The 19,612-nt window shown below is 45.5% G+C and carries 10 protein-coding genes; 1 reads left to right on the top strand and 9 read right to left on the bottom strand.

Annotated features, from left to right (window positions below; genetic code table 11):
* Positions 1 to 28: 28 nt before the first annotated feature.
* The 4 genes from U5K72_15635 to U5K72_15650 all read right to left on the bottom strand — a co-directional run bounded on the left by U5K72_15635 (position 29) and on the right by U5K72_15650 (position 5,419).
* On the bottom strand, positions 29 to 529 hold the full coding sequence (locus tag U5K72_15635) for a T9SS type A sorting domain-containing protein (GenBank protein ID MDZ7720247.1): 501 nt from the start codon (positions 527 to 529) through the stop codon (positions 29 to 31).
* Positions 498 to 3,899, bottom strand: a complete 3,402-nt coding sequence (locus U5K72_15640; protein ID MDZ7720248.1) for a choice-of-anchor Q domain-containing protein — start codon at positions 3,897 to 3,899, stop codon at positions 498 to 500. Before U5K72_15640 ends, U5K72_15635 begins: the two co-directional genes overlap by 32 nt.
* The gene (locus U5K72_15645; protein MDZ7720249.1) at positions 3,829 to 5,121 is read right to left on the bottom strand and encodes a ubiquitin-like protein; all 1,293 of its coding nucleotides are present in this window, start codon (positions 5,119 to 5,121) and stop codon (positions 3,829 to 3,831) included. Before U5K72_15645 ends, U5K72_15640 begins: the two co-directional genes overlap by 71 nt.
* 112 nt (positions 5,122 to 5,233) lie before the next feature.
* The gene (locus tag U5K72_15650; protein MDZ7720250.1) at positions 5,234 to 5,419 is read right to left on the bottom strand and encodes a hypothetical protein; all 186 of its coding nucleotides are present in this window, start codon (positions 5,417 to 5,419) and stop codon (positions 5,234 to 5,236) included.
* A gap of 142 nt (positions 5,420 to 5,561) precedes the next feature.
* On the opposite strand from U5K72_15650, the gene U5K72_15655 reads away from it, so the two are divergent.
* Positions 5,562 to 9,767, top strand: a complete 4,206-nt coding sequence (locus tag U5K72_15655) for an ATP-binding protein (protein MDZ7720251.1) — start codon at positions 5,562 to 5,564, stop codon at positions 9,765 to 9,767.
* A 31-nt stretch (positions 9,768 to 9,798) separates the two neighbouring features.
* Here the strand turns inward: U5K72_15655 and U5K72_15660 are convergent, their stop codons facing one another.
* The 5 genes from U5K72_15660 to U5K72_15680 all read right to left on the bottom strand — a co-directional run bounded on the left by U5K72_15660 (position 9,799) and on the right by U5K72_15680 (position 19,399).
* Entirely contained in the window at positions 9,799 to 12,609 is a 2,811-nt protein-coding gene (locus U5K72_15660; GenBank protein MDZ7720252.1) for a family 78 glycoside hydrolase catalytic domain, read from the bottom strand.
* A 193-nt stretch (positions 12,610 to 12,802) separates the two neighbouring features.
* Positions 12,803 to 14,221 (bottom strand): alpha-L-fucosidase, encoded by a 1,419-nt coding sequence (locus U5K72_15665; GenBank protein ID MDZ7720253.1) that lies wholly within the window; start codon positions 14,219 to 14,221, stop codon positions 12,803 to 12,805.
* 109 nt (positions 14,222 to 14,330) lie between these two features.
* A complete protein-coding gene (locus tag U5K72_15670) occupies positions 14,331 to 15,701 on the bottom strand; it encodes an Nramp family divalent metal transporter (GenBank protein MDZ7720254.1) in 1,371 nt (456 codons plus the stop codon).
* A gap of 643 nt (positions 15,702 to 16,344) precedes the next feature.
* Positions 16,345 to 16,884, bottom strand: coding sequence for a hypothetical protein (locus U5K72_15675; GenBank protein MDZ7720255.1), 540 nt, complete (start codon positions 16,882 to 16,884; stop codon positions 16,345 to 16,347).
* A 103-nt stretch (positions 16,885 to 16,987) separates the two neighbouring features.
* On the bottom strand, positions 16,988 to 19,399 hold the full coding sequence (locus U5K72_15680) for a polysaccharide biosynthesis tyrosine autokinase (GenBank protein ID MDZ7720256.1): 2,412 nt from the start codon (positions 19,397 to 19,399) through the stop codon (positions 16,988 to 16,990).
* Positions 19,400 to 19,612: the final 213 nt, after the last annotated feature.

The following is a 19,612-nucleotide window of genomic DNA, read 5'->3' on the forward strand; positions in this document are numbered from 1 at the left end:
AAACCCAACGGGGCTTTTGAGTTCGATGTTACTTCAAAATCGTTAGCTTCTTTGTCATGATCTGGCTTCCAGCTTGTAAGCGGTACAGATACACCCCACTCGACAAGTCACCCGCATCAAAATTCACCGTATGCCGCCCAGCCGAAACCTGAGCGTTCACAAGCGTTGCGACATTCCGCCCAAGCATATCATAAACCTCCAGCCTCACCTCACTGCTCACTGGTAACTGATAACTGATCACTGTGGTAGGATTGAAGGGATTCGGGTAGTTCTGGGCCAGGGTGAAATCATCCGGAACGGCGCCGAGTTCGGTCAGGCCGTCTACGCCGGAAGCGGTAATCAGCAGTTCGAAGCGAGGTGTTGCCCCTTCCAGATCCGCGAAGTCTCCTAAAGACTTCGCGGATCTTTCTTCGCCTGAAACCTTGGAGGTTTGATCCTCATCAATCTCAAAACGGTAGGTCGATCCCTCCCGCAGCTCAATTACCTCGCCACTTACGTTATCCCTCAGGTAGTAACTGCCATTGAACATGAGATTCCGGAAGCAACCAGTCCACTTCAAACTGTCCTGTTTCAGTGGTTTGAATATCCAGCGGTATGGATACTTTATCGTCCATTATTGATGGTAAAGCTTGTAACTCATAGGATTGATTGTCATCATCCATCGAGAAGAAGGACAGGTACCGATTCGCCAACCCTGCTGAACTTAACATTGGAGCATCCAGTAAGTCTGAACCGGCAGATGCTTCATCATCAAATAATATTCTTGTGCTCGCAGCAAAATGATTTTCTTTTTGATCCCAGCTACTCACATTCAACGTAATCAGGAAGTTATCTGGCGATGCTTTGCCTTTAAAGTATCCATTTGTTGTTCCCTCTATGTAGGCATCGGCCGGAACAGCTATATCATTATTCATATCTGTAATGCGCAACCAGACCGACTGAAATGGAGCTACCGGTACAACCGCATCTTCGCCAACATTACAACTCAGATTTTCATATCCACCATTGCCCCCATTCAGTGAGGGATTCCAGAAATAAGCGTTTTCAGCAATGCTTGTCATTTCAAAATCACAGAGATCCACCGCAATTGAATATGGGTTGCCCCACAGATAGAAGCTGTCCCCGGTTTCCTGCTGATCGCTGTCATAGGCCAGCGTTTCATCGTAGAGCCCATCCAGTTCATTCCAGTTCATCGCAGAGCTGGTCAGGGTTTTAGGGAATCCATCATCCGAGCCGTTGTTGTCATCGTCTGCATACACATAGGCGATCACCGCATCTCCGGCATCAAGTGCAGAGTTGTCGCTTGCAACCGGCTCCCATTCATATTCGTCTTTGTTGAGCCTGTAAATATTGGGAAAGTCTGCTGCAGGATTATCTGAACCGGAAAAGCCTTGTGTCCAGATTGGGCTGAAGAGATCCCCGACCGCCTCTCCATCGGAGGGTGAGCTCAAGAATCGCCAACCCGGTCCATCATAGCTTAACATGACACTGGTTGCAGCCACATCCAAGCTCATGGTATAGGAGTTTTCGCTGGGATTACCACCGGCATCTTCGATACTGAACTCAAAACTGTCGTACCCATAGCCGTAGATACCAGCCGGGGGTGTGTAGATCAAATCGCCATTATCAATATCGCCGACTGAGATCTCGTCATCTGTATTGACGCTATTGCCATCAACTTGAAGTTGGCCGCTGAACCCGCCGGGCAGATCTTCAATCACAATTGTGAAACTGTTATCGGTTGTACCAAAATCAGAGGGTGTAAACATGTAGGATTCGGTGTTGGCCAGCAGAATACGATTGTCAGACGCTTCCGGCCGGGTCAGGGTTGTGAAGCTGAACGGTTCGCTCCACTGCCCCGTACCGCCGGAATTTACCCCCCGAACTCTCCAATAGTACATCGTAGTAAAGTCAAGATCCGTATTGGTTTGAAATTCAGTATTCTCAATCTCGTTCTCATCAATCACCGGATCAGAATAATCGCTGTTTGGGGAGACGACCAGATCATAGCTGTCCGCACCATCGGCAGTATTCCATTCAAAGAGCGGTTTCAGTGGAACGTCCTCCGCTTCATCAGACGGATCGGTCAAAATGACGACCTCCGAGCTTTCCGGGAGAGTAGTAAAACTGAAGACCTCACTCCATGGCCCGTCCCCTGCCGCGTTGGATGCGCGAACCCTCCAGTAGTAGGTCGCAGAGTAATCCAGGTCGCTGGTTGGTTCAAAAGTGTTACTTTCCAATTCAGATTCATCAATCAGAAGAGAAGACAGATCTGAATTTTGCGAGACTTGCAGGTAGTATTCATCCGCGCCATCCAAAGACTCCCAGCTAAATTCCGGGGTCAGTACTGTATTTTCTGCATCATCGGCAGGTGTGCTCAGCACAACCTGTTCCGGAGTCGTCAACGGATCACCCTGGAATTCGTAGGCTCCCATATCCACAATATCGGGGTCAGCGGCTCCGTCAAAGATTCGGGCATTGCCGGCGAGGTCGGTCGTGATTCCCCCGGGCAATGCATCATTATTTCCTGCATTAATGGCCGGACTGGTGTTCGTCAGCGTAAAATCGCCGTTGCCCGGATCGGTAAATTGGGGGTCGGCATCGATGTTATTGCCGTCGTCGGTACCAAGGTCACCGTTCCAGCTATCGCTGCCGCCGGAGTTGGCGATCAGGCTGTGCGAGATTACAGGTGTAGACCCGCCAAGACTAACGATAGAAGCCGATGCGGAAGTTGTGCTTCCGTCTGCCTCGTTGTCCCAGATAATCACGTTGGCCATGGTGGGGTTGCTGCCGGAATTGTACATCCCGCCGCCTACCTGGTTTGCCGAATTGCCGGAGAAGGTGACGTTACTCAAGGTGGGGCTGCTGGCGGAGTTGTACATCCCGCCGGCAAATTCTGCCGAATTGCCAGAAAAAGTGGCGTTGATTAGGCTGGGACTGCTGCTGACCACGTTGGCCATCCCGCCGCCGGAATGGGCCGAATTTTCGGAGAAGGTGACGTTGGCCAGGGTGGGGCTACTTTCGACGTTGAACACTCCGCCGCCGCTTTCACTTGCCGAATTGCCGGAGAAGGTGGCGTTACTCAGGGTGGGGCTGCTGCTGTCGTTATTGTACATCCCACCGCCGTATTCGGCCGAATTGCCGGAAAAGGTGAGGTTGGACAGGGTGGGGCTGCCGGCGTTGTTGTACATCCCGCCGCCATCACTTTGAGAACCTAATCCATTGGCAAGCCCGCCCGTAATTGTAACCCCGTCAAGGATGGCGGTTGCATCACTGCCCGAGCCGGTTACCACGTGGTAGGAGTTATCTCCATCTATATCACCGCTGTCGGTCACCACTCCGTCGGTTGTGGCATCATTTCCGTCAATATCCCCGCTGAGGATCGTCAGATTGGCTGTCCAGTCGCGGTCATCCAGATCGCTTTCCCCGCCCCCGCCGGCAAACCCGCCGTAGATTTCCACGCCATCCACCAGTTGGAAGGTGGCATCGCGATCGGTATCATCGCTGGTGGGTAGGTACAGTCCGTCGGCCACCCAGATTTGCAGTGTGCCGTCGGTATCCGCATCCCAGTCTTGTGCCCATGCCAGCGCATCGGCAAGCTCGGGTATGGCGTTGCCCCACGAACTTCCACTGCCATCACCGCCGTCTACATTTTGGTCCACATAAAGAATATTATCTCCATCCGGATTAATGGTGCCTGCGGGATCACCCTGGAATTCGTAAGCTCCCATATCCACAATATCGGGGTCGGCGGCTCCATCGAAGATTCGGGCATTGCCGGCGAGGTCGGTTGTGAGCCCCTCGGGCAATGCATCATTATTTCCTGCATTAATGGCCGGGCTGCTGTTCATCAATGTAAAATCGCCGTTGCCCGGATCGGAAAACTGCGGGATCTGCATCGATGTTGTTGCCGTCGTCGGTACCAAGGGCGCCGTCCCAGCTTCCGCTGCCGCCGGAGTTGGCGATCAGGCTGTGCGAGATTACAGGTGTAGCAGACCCGGCGTTATAAATAGAAGCCGATGCGGAGGTTGTGCTTCCGTCTGCCTCGTTGTCCCAGATAATCACGTTGGCCAGGGTGGGGCCTACCTCGATGTTGTACATCCCGCCGCCGTCATCGGCCGAATTGCCGAAAAAAGTGGTGTTAATCAGGGTGAGGTCACTTTCGAAGTTGAACATCCCACCGCCGCCATCGGCCGAATTACCAGAGAAGGTGACGTTGGCCAGGGTGGGACTGCTGTCGAAGTTGGCCATCCCGCCCCCGTCACCGGCCGAATTGCCGGAAAAGGTGAGGTTGGCCAGGGAGGGGCTGCCGTCGACGTTGTACATCCCGCCGCCATCACCTTGAGTACCTCCTCCATCGGCAAGCCCGCCCGTAATGGTAACCCCGTCGAGGATGGCGGTTGCATCACTGCCCGAGCCGGTTACCACGTGGTAGGAGTTGTCTCCATTTATGTTATCGCTGTCGGTCACCACTCCGTCGGTTGTGGTATCATTCCCGTCAATATCCCCGCTGAGGATCGTCAGGTTGGTTTCCCAATCACGATCGGAAAGCTGATCTTCAGATGCATCCCCATCAAACCCGCCATAGATTTCAACATTGTTATCCAACTGGAAGGTGGCCTCGCGGTCGGTATCATCGCTGGTGGGAACATACAATCCATCCGCCACCCAAATTTGAAGCGTTCCGTTATTTTCAGAATCATATACTTCCCTTGCATACAACATCGCCATATACAAATCCGGAAGGGCGTTGCCCCAGGAACTTCCATCCCGGTTTCCGGCAGATACATTTTCATCTACATACAAAATATTACCTGTTCCCGGTGTTATAGAGCCCAACATGTCGAGATAATTTTCTTCCTGAATGTTATAGTCAGAAAGTGTCCTGCCATCCTCCAGTTGAGTTCCTTCGAAAAACAGCCGTTGCTGGTCTGGCGGAATGCCCTCTTGATCCTGAATTTTCTGTTTTACACCATCTATTGTGTCAGAGGGTTCTACCTCCACGGTTATCGTTTCTCCTGTGTACAGATTCACAAAAATCTGCATGGCAAATGCATGGGATACAAGGCAGGTGAAAAGCAATGTGGTTATAAGCAGGCGGCGCAAATATGTGTTTATCATAACTGAAGTTGCTTTGGATGAAGGATGTATTCCATGAAGGATCGTCCCTATTTCTCTTAATAAATAACTGGTATTGAAATTCAGTGGATTCATAGTGTTCAATCTTTGAAGTTTAGTTGCCAGACGCAGGTTTTTTTGGATCCGTCTCCGGAGGTTCAGGTGCAGGTTGGGCGGAATCTGCCGTTCTGTTTTTAAGGATGGATTTCAGGGCGGCTATTTCGATATCCACGTATTCGTAGAGATCTTTTCCCTGGTCTTTGCCCGAATCCCCTTTGCCATCGTTTGAATTCTTATCCATGTGTGAGTGTACAGCAAAAGGGATATTGGGTGGTATCACTCATGTTGCGTTCTCTGTTCCTGATGTTGCTGACGGGCTTTATTTGACTTACAGACGTGTTTCAACTAATATAAGCCCACTCGTTGAATAGAAATTCTTAAACATGCAGCGGCTATTTGGGATCATAAAAATTGGTTTCTTCGGGATCATTTGGGCAGGAGTCATAGCTCCCGGTTTGGCCCAAAGCCAAAACTCTGAAAACATTTTTGTATCGCCTTCCTTCATCAGCCAACACTGGACGGTAGAAGACGGCCTTCCTGTAAACAGCATCACCAAAATTATTCAATCAAGCCGGGGATACATCTGGTTTGGTACGTACGACGGGCTGGTTCGGTTCGATGGTGTTCGATTTAAAGTCTTTAAAACAGCCGAGTACGATGGACTGGTCAGTAACCGCATCATCGATATTGCGGAAGCCCCGGACAGTTCCCTTTTCCTGATCAATACCACCAAAGACCTGATTCAGTTTAAGAATGGCAGTTTTAAAAAAATTACCCTGGAAGACGGGTATAATGGTGCCAATGCATTTTCATTCTTCAGGAATGATGACGAAACACTATGGATTGGCACGACCGATGGGTTGGTCAGCTACAGGGATCAGAACTTTCAATTATATCACCCGGAGATCGTTCGCGGGCATATCGATAAATTTCAGTTTGATCGCAACGGTACGCTCTGGTATCGAAATGATATTACAGAGGACCTGTTTCGGTTTGATGGTGAAACTCAAACGTTCATCACGAGGGATGCCGGCTCAGAAGATGAAGAACTCCTATTTCTCACACTTCGTAATGGAAGTACCCTTATTTCTTTGGAGAATCGTCTTTATCGTTTTGGAAATGGACAAATTAATCAACTTCAAACGGGCATTCCTGAGCCTTATTTAATCACTGATTTCTTTGAGACAGACAAAGGAGATGTTGTACTTTCAACGTCAGCAAATGGGCTTTTCCGGCTCGCGGATAACCGATTGACCCCATTGAAAAAAATTACGACGAGGGATGGATCTCGTCCTGTTCTTAGTATAGGCGGGGAAACATTTTTAAAGAATCAAAAAGATACCTGGGTGTTAGGCGACCAGGCTATCTTTTATAACCATCAACCTGTTTTCTCATTCGATAATCACATTATTTCAACTTTTTATGATAATGAGGGAGGGCTTTGGTTTGGAACTGCGAGCCTCGGTATTTTTCGTTTAAGGCCGAACTTGTTCAAAACATACAGCGAGGAAGAGGGAGTACCGATGAGAAATATTTATCCTGTATATGAAGCCTCCGATCACTCCATTTGGTTTGGAACCTATGGGAAAGGCCCCGCTCAATTAAAGAATGGAGAGGTCAACGCCGGCTTTGAATTCGAGGTAAAGAACCAGTTAACCCGATCCATACTTCAACTGGAATCTGATACACTTTTAGTAAGTCTTGCAGATCACGGAATCTTTTGGTTCGATCAATCAAACAAACGTTTCCGTCCCTGGGATACTCCGCCGAAAAAACCAAACCGTGCACGGCCACTCAGTATTGAATCTTTGTATCAGGATTCTGAAGAAAGATTATGGGCTGGAAGTAACCACGGGCTGTACGTGAAAGAAAATATGGATAGCAAGTGGTCTGAAATTCCTGTTGAGGTCAGCAATCCGGATCAAACCATTCGAAACATTTCTGAAGCCCCAAACGGCACACTCTGGATGGCTACCTACGGCGGTGGAATACTTCGATATAAAGACGATACGTTTACATCCTTCACTACAGAACAGGGTCTTTCAAGCAATTTCGTTCGCTACATCCATGTAGATACAACGGCCTCCAAAAATGGATCAAACTATACTCTGTGGATTGGAACCGGCGATAATGGCCTGAACCGCTTACCTCTTCAAAATGATCAACCCGATTTTGAACATATCACCATTTACAGTGAGAAAACTGGCCTCTATGATAATGCTGTTCATGTTATTCTCCCGGACAACAGCGGGCGTTTTTGGATGAGTGGCAATAAAGGAATTTCCTGGGTGTTGAGATCAGACCTGGAGCGATTTTCAAGAGGTGACATTACAGAGATCAATACTGTTTTTTATACAGAGCAGGATGGACTTCGAAATCGTGAAGCGAATGGCGGCGTACAAACTCCAGGGATTAAATCCCACGACGGTACATTATGGTTCCCCACTCAAGATGGCTTGGTAGAAATCAATCCAAATAACCTCAGGCAGTTTAGCTCCCCAACTCCAATTTTAATTGAAGAGACAAGATCCGGGAACGAGAGCATTCAATTACAAAACAATCAATTTACTCTGGAACCTCAGCAGCGCAATTTCAACATTTCCTATACCGGGATCAATTATACCGGAGCTGAAAAAATTCACTTTAAATACCGGCTTAAAGGTTTTAATGAAACGTGGACGGAAGTTGAATCACAACGGGTTGCATTCTTCACGAATGTTTCCGCAGGAAGCTACCAGTTTGAGGTCCTCGCAACCAATAAACAAGGTGAATGGAATCCCAGTCCTGTAACAGCTTCGATTACGATTCTCCCTTTTTTCCATGAGACAATATGGTTTCGGTTTATGGTTTTGGCCGGCATTGCTTTTTTGATTTTCACCCTCGTTCAATACCGTACAAATAGCCTGAAACGAAGAGAAGAGACGTTGGAACAGTCCATCAAAGAGCGAACCGCTGAGTTAGAATCTGAAAAGCTAAAAACAGAAGCCCAGGCACAAAAGCTGCGAAAACTTGATCAACTCAAGTCTCAATTTTTTACCAATATCACCCATGAGTTTCGAACTCCTTTAACTCTTATCATCGGACCGTTACAGAATCTGTTGCGTAAAAATGGGAACACCTCATCCAAAAAAATCCATAATACCCTGCGAAGAGCTCTCAGTAACAGCCGCCGGCTTCAACGTTTAATCGATCAGATCCTGGATCTCTCTAAATTAGAGGCGGGCGAATTCAGCCTGGACGTCCAAAAAATCGATCTTATTGAGTACTCGAATAACATTGCTGAAATGTTTAAACCACTTATGACGAGTCAGTCTATAACAATGGATTTCCAGGCTCCCAATCATGATTTATTTATCTATGCCGATCCCGATGCATTTGAAAAAATTCTGGCAAATTTACTTTCGAATGCCATTAAATTCACCTCTTCCGGTGGAACAATCAGCCTGATACTGGAAGAAGATAAAGATGACATTCTGATTTCTATTTCAGATACAGGAATTGGTATTGAAGCTGAAGAACTTGACCATGTTTTCGATCGGTTTTACCAGGCTGATTCCTCCTCAACGAGAATTGCAGAAGGAACCGGAATTGGCCTGGCACTGGTCAAAAATTTAGTCGAATTGCACAAGGGTGAGATTAAAGTGGAATCGAAGATTGGTTCCGGAAGTACATTTTCAATCAGGTTCAAAAAGAGGAGTAAACATTTTGATGATTCCGATTTAACACCCATTACTCATTCAAAAAACCGGGAGAATGATTTCCCTGAGACGTATAAAGACAACGAAAGTTCAGAAATTCATTCGTCAGATAAACAGATCGAGCCGGATCATACAAGACCAACCGTATTGGTGGTTGAGGATAATTCGGATGTGCGGGAATTCATCAAATCTACTCTTGAAGATGACTTCTCTGTGATTGAATCGAAAGACGGAGAAGAAGCACTGCATCAATTGAGGGAAATGAAACCTGATCTGATTATTTCTGATATCATGATGCCTAATATGGACGGGGTTAAACTGAATGAAGAATTAAAAAAAGATCCGATGCTGGAAGCCGTTCCGGTCATCTTCTTATCAGCAAAAGCCGGACAACAACATATTCTTGAAGGCCTTAAAACGGGTGTTGATGACTACCTGACTAAACCATTCGATGCCGAAATTTTAATTACAAGAGCACAAAACATTATCGAAAAACGGCAGCTTCTTCGCCGGCATATCCTGGAATATGGATTGGATAGTGCAACTGGAGAGACTCACTCAGATCCATTTTTGAATGAAGTAGATGCTGTACTCACCAAGAAATTCGCTGACCCCAAGTTTGGCGTTAGCGAAATGGCAGAAGCATTGCATTTGGATCGTACACGTTTATATCGAAAATTGAAGAAATCAGCCGACCAATCGCCCCAGCAATATCTCGGTGATTTCAGAATGAAGCAGGCTTCGAAACTATTACGCGAACGGTCCGAAAGTATCTCGGAAGTTGGATATGCATGCGGCTTCAACAACATGGCATATTTTAGCAAGGTTTTTAAAAAGACCTATAAGGTGACCCCAAGCGAATTCCAGGCCCGGCAGATTCTTAAAGAATAACTATGCTTAAGACAGTACGTTCAGATTGCCCTTATTCTTCACCAGTCACTTCAAACTCATAAATGCCCGACATAATATCGAGTTCAATAAATCGGTCTCCTTCTCTTCCACCCGAAATTTGAGCATCATTTTCCACGATTTCTCCATCGATCCAAACCGTATCTCCACCTTCCGAAACCTGAACTTCGCTCCAATCCAATTTCGGAATACTAACTTTACCGGTTGTATTTGCAGGAATCGTAATCTCCAGAGTCAGGTTATTTTCTGATTTTTCCCATCTTGATGAAATGGTTCCCCGTACCGTTTCAACAGAAGCTTCAGCCCAGTCCATATCATCAGGAATGTACGGTTTGATGTGAATTTCTTTGTATCCAGTTGAGGTCCCATCATTCATTGGAGATCGAATACCTGCCAGGTACTTGTACAGATACTCATTCACTGTACCAAACATCTGATGGTTATGCGAACTTTCTGCATCCCAGCTTTCCCAAAGAGTAGTCGCACCGTTCTCAATCCAGTACCCCCAGCTCGGAAATGTTGTTTTCGTTACTGCTTCGTGAATAACATCTTCGCGCCCCTCTTCAGCCAGGAAGTTGATCAGATGCTTCGTCCCCAAAATTCCGGTTCCGAGATGACCGTCACTCGTCACTTGAATATCATGAATTAAATGATCCAATACGGCCTGGCGACGATCTTCAGGAACCATATCTCCACTCAGCGCAAACAACAGATATCCCTGATCAGGTTTTTCGGTTCCATAGAGATTCAGCTCAGGTAAAAAGAATTTTTCATTGAACGCATTTTTGATCGTATCGGCCAAGGCCAGGTATTCTGCACGCTCCTCATCTTTTCCCAAAACCCCGGCAATCTTCGCAAATGTTAAAGAATTCAGATACCAATAATAGGTGTTCGTAAGTGGATTGATTGGCCCTGTTCTCTCATGAACCGGAGCTTCCCATTCACCCAAAGAATCCCAATATCCACCAAATTCATTAATGATGAACTCTTCATCAGGATTTTCGTCATTTTCTGAAGCAAGATTTTCGAGATAGGCCATGTAATCCTTCATACTTTCGTAATGCTCTTCCAAAAGATCGGCATCCTCATAATATTGATACATCCACCAGGGCAGCAAAATGTACGCACTTCCCCAGGCAATTCCCCCGCCTACTCCGCCCAACATTAGAGGAGATGTGTTCGGAATCCGGCCATTCTCATACTGAGAATCCTTCATATCGTTCAGCCATTTGGCATAGAGTGCATGCATGTCAAAATCGTGGATAGACGTTTCGGCAATCACCTGTCCGTCGCCATTGTAACCGCCTTTCTCCCGGTGCGGACAATCTTCTGGATATCCGTGTAGATTTCCACGCTGAGACCACACCGCTGCTTCACAAATTTGATTCAACAGTGTGTTTGATGAGCTAAATGAGCTGGTTCGTTTCAAATCGGAATGAACCACCCGACCTTCAATATTGAGTGATTCAATTGCTTCCGGATGATCCACCTGAACCTCAATGTATCGAAATCCGGAGTAGAAAAATCGGGGTTCATAGGTTTCAATTCCTTCGCCCTTTAAAGTATAGGTTGTCCAAACATTTGCATGATATTGATGTTTCGTACTGAGGCTGTCGCCCTCCTTAAGCGGCTTGGGAAAGAGTTCATTATTGAGCGTTTCCGCCCCGCGAATTTTGATCTCGGTTCCACGTTCACCCTCAACCTGTAATCGCCACCAGCCGGGGATGTTTTGTTCCAGATCATACAGATAGGTTCCTGATCCAGGATTGGCTTGTGTGACCGGTTCAATCGTCTCAATCACCCGAATCGGCGGCATCACTTGTGAATCCATAATTACATCCGGATCATCAACTACTTCTACTGACTGCCAGGCGGAATCATCAAACCCAACCGTATTCCATCCAGCCTGCTCCAGCCGGGCATCATAATCTTCACCGCCGTAGACATTGTTGTAGATAATGGGACTGGCATCTGTTTTCCAATCACCGTTACTGCCAATGATCTCATTTGAACCATCTTCGTACTGAATATGAAGCTGAACAATTCCCATCGGTGTTCCGAATTGATTGTTCATGCCGTACCAGGTCCATCGTCCCTCTTCCGCCTTCAACCGAAACGCTCCGTTTCCAAGCCAGAGTCCCCAGGCATTTTCACCCTCATTTAGCTGACCGGTTACATCATAGGTTTCATATAGAATTCGTTTCCTGAAATCGGTCATAGCAGGATCCAAAACATGATCCCCAACTTTCTCTCCATTCAGATAGAATTCGTAATATCCGGCACCAGTTACAAAAGCCGTAGCCGATTCAATCTCTTTATCAATAGAAAATTCATTTCTAAAAAGTGGTGATGAGACCGTACTGTCCGGGGTGGTAATCCATTGCGCCTGCCAGTCATCCTCATTTAACAATCCCATTTGAAAATGCTGGACTTCACTCCATGAGGCAGGCTCTCCGTTTTGATCCCAGATCCGCACTTTCCAGTAGTATTTCTCTGTGCTTTCAAGTTCATCTCCCTCATATCGAATATTGACACTGTTTGAGCTGTTTATTTTGCCGGAATCCCAAAGATCACCCTGCTCATTTTTAAGGTTTTCTTCGCTGCCTGATACAATAATTCTATATGCAGATTGAGCTGCTCCTCTTGCCTCATCATCATAAATCCAGGAAAACCGGGGATTCTCCTTATCGATGCCAATGGGATTGGTGAGATGTTCAACTTCCAAGCTGCGTACATTTGAGGAATTTCCAGAACCCGAACAGTTAGATAAAATGAGTCCGAATAAAAGAGTTACAATTGGTACTACAACAGATAATCTATTCATTGATTAAAAATGAAGTTTGATGAACCGCAATGGATGCAGAACACTGCCAATCTAAGTGTATGGAAAGTTCTCTGCCTCACTCAGCGGTCACTGAAGTTTTAATAAATTGAGATTTGAGTGAATCGCCTCTCCCACTACCTTTTAAAGAGAGACTCCAAAATCTTTTCTACTGTTTTTAGCAATCGATCAATGATTAGCTAATCTCACTTCCGGTCACTTTAAACACCCAGGCCGTATTCAAACTGTCATTATTTCGGACTTCTTCCGGAATTTGAACGGTGAGTCCGTTTTCCTCATCAAACTCCCAGTTCAATGGCTCATCATATCCAAGCAGCGTAACTTCTGAGTTCTCTTCGGGTTGCAGGTAGCTGAATTGTACTGTTTCTCCCGGAGCTTCCAATGTGATTCCGTAGTACACCGGTTTTCCTTTTTTCTTCGTATATCGGATCGATTCACCTTCCCTGAAATGATTTTGAAGTCGCACAGTTTCGTAGATCGCTTCACTGTTGATATCCATCCAATCTCCCATATCGGCCAGTCTTTCAACACTTGCTGCCGGGATTAAACCTTCGGCAGTCGGACCAACATTCAACAGGTAATTCCCACCTTTTGCGGCGATATCCACCAGATTGTGTATCAACGTTTCGGTTGATTTCCAGTTGTCGTCATGCTCTTTGTATCCCCATGTATCATTCATCGTCATACAGGCTTCCCAGTCGTAATCACTGGTACTTTCCAGGATCTCCTGTTCAGGTGTGCCAAAATCCCCGACAAACTCGCCTCCCTCTTCATTCATCCCCTGCATTCCTTTCCTACCTACATCCACGCGGTTGTTAATAATCATATCGGGATCCATCTGCCGAAGCATTACATACATATCCACGGCGTGCTCGTGGGTCCATTCCGGAATCCACTCACCGTCGAACCACATCACTGCAGGATCGTACTCTTCGACCAACTCCCTGACCTGCGGTTTGAGATAGTCCTCCACATATCGATCAAAATTTGGATTCATTTTTTCACTGGTATTATAATCGGGATAGTGTGGTGCCTGTGCATCAGGGTGATGCCAGTCCATGATGGAGTGATAGAAACCGAGTTTTATATCATGTTTATCGGCCGCTTCTTTCAATTCCGCAAGAAGATCCTTTCCAATTTCTGCAAATTCAACCGAGTTGTAGTCTCCTACTTCAGAGTCCCATAGTGCAAATCCATCGTGATGCTTAGAGGTAATGATAATATATTTCATTCCTGCATCTTTGGCTATTTGAACCCATTCCTCAGCATCATACTCTGTGGGATTGAATTGCCGGGCATATTGTTCATATTCCTCTACCGGAATTTCAGCCCGCTCCATGATCCATTCACCAATACTTTCAAGTCTTTCTCCATTATAAACACCGGCAGGAACGGCATAAGGTCCCCAATGAATAAACAGACCAAATTTGGCTTCGCGCCACCACTCCATCCTTTTGTCAAAGTCTTCTTCCGATTCGTTTAGGATCTCTTCTCTGGTGAGTGTTGTTTCACCATCTGAAGTTTTGGATTGCTGACAGGCGGTAAAACCTGTTATTAAGAGCGTTGTGATCAGGAGAACTGTTAACTGTTTCATCGGTTTAGAGGTATTTTGGTTTTAGTGAACTGTTGTCGTTTATATTGATACAAATCGAACCCGTCAGACCGCTCAAAGCGATTAGACGGTGAATTTATAAGATGAACCATCAAAAAAATCGAATGATACTGTAAATCGCAGCGAGTAATATTGCAATCACACTAACCCAGAAAGCAATATCGTAAAATGTCCCCGGTTCCAGTTCCGGTTTCAACTGTCTATACCTGAAATGTATAGCAGCAAAAACAACAATCAAAAGTAAAACGGATGTAAAAAATCCACCAATAATTACCATTAATACAGGAAGCTGAACAAACAGAAACATCAATGCCCACAGTAGTGGAAATACCCAGGCGAATATAGCAATTGCTTTCCGTCGCTGTTCAATATCGTGAAAATCCAAAAAACCGAGCTTACCGAATGCATCTGAAAAAATACGGGTCCAGCTTGCCAATGCGCTAAAAAGTGTTGAAAACAGAACAACAATAGCACAGATCAAAAATATATTTCTGGCACCCGGACCCAGCGTCTCTGTGTACATTCCAGATAACGTTTCAATCATTTGGTAACCCTCCGGAATTCGGTCCTGCACATGCAATACTGAAGCTCCGAGAATATAGAATGCGGCCGTAACCAATGTATATACCACCATTGATAATACGGCATCCCAGTACATCACTTTGGTCCAGCCTTTTGCCCTGTTTACCCATTCCGGAGTGTTTTCCGCCGGACCTGTATAAGCCGCATATCCCTTTTCAATACACCAGTAGTGATAATACATGATTTCATCACCGCCGACCCCGGTAAGACCAAAAGCCGCAATGGCAACACCAACAGTTGCAGTAGGCAGATTGAACTCCAGGCCGTAGGCGATATCCTGCCAGCTGTAAGCAAATTCAGTAAATTGTAGAAAATAGACAGAGAGAAAAGTGAGAACTGTAAAAAAGGCGATCATCACCAGGGAGAATCGCTCCACAAAAGAGTAATATCCGCGAAAAACCAAAAGTGAGGCTAATATTGCTGTAATGAATGTCCAGAGTGTGACATTCACTGAGGGAAAGAAAATATTCATGGTGATAGCTACTCCGCCAACAATCCCCCCAACCTGCAAAAGTTTAAATAGCTGGATAAAAAGCCAGGTCCAGATGGTCCAGTTGATCTCTCTGAAATTCCAGCCGGGCAATCGGTTAAAGGCGCTCATCACGGTTTCCCCGTTGCTGATGGCGTGTTTCCCAAACTCAAGCTGCAGTGTAACTTTTATCAGGCAACTCAAAATAATCACCCAGAAAGTTACAAATCCCGCCCTTGCACCCAGTGTAGTTGTTGCTATCAATTCTCCCGAGCCTACAATTGCGGCTGACATCACAAAACCCGGGCCCAAATGCTTCAAGGTTTCCAGGAATGTTTCTGGTGGATCTTTTATATCGTCCTGTGTCAGTACGTAAGGATCTTTGGGGCGATCTTTAGTTATATCTTCCATATTTGCGAAAAATTAACAGGTAGAATCTGCGGGAAATGCTTGAGCTCCATGTCATTTGGCAGTCCCCTATTGATCACAAATAGTAGCTTTTTTTATTCGACAAGACAAATTCATTCAGGATTCAGGTTGCAATTCTGCATTCGGAAAGATTTTAAATGCGAAATCTTTCATCTTAAACCAAATATTTCACTCTACTCAGAGATACGATCTATTATAATAATCGCTGATCGACCTGCATGGTACTCCGACAAGCTGACGGTAGATAAGACCCGTACCACAGTCCCGCAGTCTACAAAGGCCGGTTTTCTTTTGATTTCAAGACTAACGAGATAATCGTTTTGGAGCACAATTTTTCGAAGATCACTTGAGCCTGCACCTCGAGGCTTTAACGGAGTGGTGGCTACTTATTTAACCCCTTCCGGGTGGGATTGGCAAGAGGTAATCAACAACTTCTCCCCTTAAGACCTCCCAACTTCAATAACGTCATTCTGAACTCGATTCAGATTCACCTACGCACCAACGACTCTGCACCGTTGGTACCGATCCCGGAAGGCCGACGGAAGAAGATCCCGTATCAACTCCTGTATGAAAGTTGGAACGGATTGATAAACTACAAGAGATCAATATTGGTTTCTATTTGAAATTATTCTGCCAGACGGTCAACGACGATGATGGTCGTCGCGGTGGCACTAACTACAGTAGAAAATACCCTTAGATAATCAAGGAAGTTGGGACGTCGTTTCATCTCTACACTCAAAATATCATCATTCTCCAAAACATATGTTCTTAGCTCTGCCGGATAAGGCTCATTATATCGGTAAATAAAATTTTCTACAGTTTCAGACTCTTGGGTACCATTGTAGGAAGAGATGTTGATTTCTACACGGAGTTTATTCCAGTCAAGGTTTTGATCTCTGGAACCTCCCCTGCTTGTTGTAGCACCGCGAGCATATGAAATCAGTTCATGAACAGTAGTCCCACGTGGTACAATGTATCGTCCGGGCGCACTAACATCTCCCCAAACGTTCAGGGTATCCGCAAGCTGACCGGGTTCAGCTATGCGTACAAATCCCTCTGCCAGGCGAAACATAGAGGCATTGAGGCTTTGGGCGGTTACGGTGCCAATGTTCAGGGTTATGATAAACAGAATTGTGGAGACAAACAGGGACAGAAGTTTTTTCATTTGAGAGATAGTAGGTTTAAGGTCTAAATTTAAGTTTCAGGTTTCACGTGTCAAGCTCAAGTTTCAAATCTCACATCTCACATCTCACGTCTCATACCTAAACCTAAGCTTCTTTATAATCCTCATAAGCCTGGTAACTGTCGTAGGTATATTCGTTGTAATAGTAGTAATCACGACTGTCTTTGTATCTGTAAGCAGTTAAAACGGTACCGAGTACATCGGCCCGGATTTGCTGAAGATTTTCTACTGTATGATTGAGCTCGTTGACCTGTGTTTCCCCAAATTGAGATACAAGAAGAATCCCATCTGCGGCATGTTGTATGAGAGGTGCTGCGTCGGTAATCACTCCATATGGCGGAGAATCAATGATGATATGCTCATACTCTTGTTTCAGCTCCTTAAGAAACTCAACCATTTTCTTGCTGTGTAAAACCGCAGATGGATTGGGAATTTTTTGCCCGGATGTTATAATATCAACTCCCGGTGCAGCTGTGGGGCGAATGGCTTCCTTTCTTGTCGCTTTATCATAAAAAAGTTCAGCAATTCCAGGCTCCCGTTCTTCACCGATCAATCTGTTCAGATTTGGGCGCCGAAGGTCGGCATCCACAAGAAGTACCTTCTTACCAGATTCCGCAAACGCTACTGCAAGGTTCACCGAAATTGTTGACTTTCCTTCTGCTTTTCTCGAACTGGTTACAAGGATCGTTTGATAGTTTTTGTCGGGATCCGCAAATACAATATTATTGTGCAACCGTCTATAGGCTTCAGAAATAGGGGAAATGCTATCAATCAGTGTCGTCCAGGATGTTGAAACAGAACGTCCTTCAATATTCACCCGTTCTTTACCTTCAAAACGTTTCGAAAGATATTCATGGAAATCAGGAATCACAGCAAGGAGAGGATATCCCATCGATCTAATTTTGTCCGTTCCGTCAATAGTTCGATTAAATGTTTCATGAGTTAATATCGAACCTATACTAATAACACCGCCAATCATAAATCCCACAAGAATAAATAGAGTTGTGTTTGGATAAGTAGGTTGTCCGGGTAAACTTGCCTCATCAATAACCTGCCCGTTACCGGATTGTGTTTGTTCCCAAAGCTGAGTTTCCTGGTACTTTGTTGAGATCTCGGTAAAGAGTTGTTCATTGATTTGAACTTCACGGCGTAATCGGGCCAGGTCCAGCATATTTTCCGGAAGATTCTCGAAGAACTGGTTTTCTTCCTGTAATCGTTGATTTATAACCTCTTCCTGTGCAATGAGTTGAGACTCCTGGATCCTCAGTTCAATCAGGTTTCTTCTAAGTTCCACAATACGATCCGTAACTCCGCCATCCTCATTTTCGAGAAAGCCGATGTAAACATCTGAGTCATCTGCATTCAGCACACTGCTGGTGATCTCACGGATCTCATTTCGTACCCTTTCAATATCTTCATTGAGTTGTACAAGCTGCGGTTCACTTTCGGGATTATTTCTCAGTGTTGGGTTTCTTTGTAAAATCAAAGAACGTTCGGTTCGAAGTTCAGCCAGTCTTAATTGTGCATTTTCAAGCTGACTACTCACATTTTCAGCAAACTGTTCAGCCAGCCCCGGCCTGATCTCATTGAGCTGTTTTTCATATGAATCAATGGAGGAGTTTACAGCAACCAGTTCTACCTGTACCTCTTGCCGTTGTGATTCGAGTTCAGCAACCCGATCAATGGCCGCCTGGGTCTGGCCGTCAACCTGCACCAAATTTGTATTTCTCATGTAGTCCCGAAGATCTTCTTCAGCCCGGGCAAGTCTATCTTGAATTCGTGCCCGTTCATCCTCCAGAAAATCGATAGCCGAATTAGCCCTGCTTCTTTTTTGGCGGGCAGAAACCTCCATATAGGTTTCCATAATCAGATCCACTATGGTCTTTGCCTCCAACGGAGATGGACTTTGATAGGAGATAGTAATGACATCCGTCTCCTGTGAAATCTGGTTTACTGACATATTATTCATAATACGAGAGGACAGCATCGACTCCGTTATTTTAGAACGTTGGTCAGGGTATTCCAGGTAAAGAGAAGGGAACATCTCACCATTGGGCAGCTCTTCCTGCTCGTAAATCTTTTGGGCAATCTCCTGTGCCAGTGTTCTTGACTGAAGTATTTGGATCTCATTTGCGATCCGGCTTCCCGCACCAACTCCAAACGAAGAGGACATCATACTATTCAAATCGGTGCCGCCGGCCCATGTATATCGGTTTCTCTCCTCGGCAATCATCATCGTTCCGGAGCTTTGATAAACCGGTTGAATGGTTTTCGCAATAATTCCTGCAATTAAAGCTGCTCCAACTACAATACCGGCCACCCACCATTTATACCGCATGATGGTTGCAAAGAGTTGCTGCAGATCCAGCTCCTCCATTTCGGTCTCACTTGAGGCAAAATTCTCCCCTGAATAATATTCACCGCGATAGGATTTATTTCCGTTGGGTGAGCCGTTTGTTTTTCTGCTGAATGGTTCTTGCTTATTACCTTTGTTCATTTATTGATGCTGCTGTTGAGAAATTGACTTTCTTTGATTTTGATAATCCTTACAATCCTTAGCCCTCTCTGAATTATTAAAATCATTTAATATCCAAAACATATCAATTAAAAAAATAACATAAAGATTCAAAAAAAGATAATACGAAAAATGGATCTATTATCAGGTTCACACTCGTCACTACCACATCCTGTGTTTGACTCAGAATCTCCG

This window comes from Balneolaceae bacterium, from assembly GCA_034521495.1.
In the GTDB taxonomy this organism is placed as follows: Bacteria; Bacteroidota; Rhodothermia; order Balneolales; family Balneolaceae; genus Rhodohalobacter.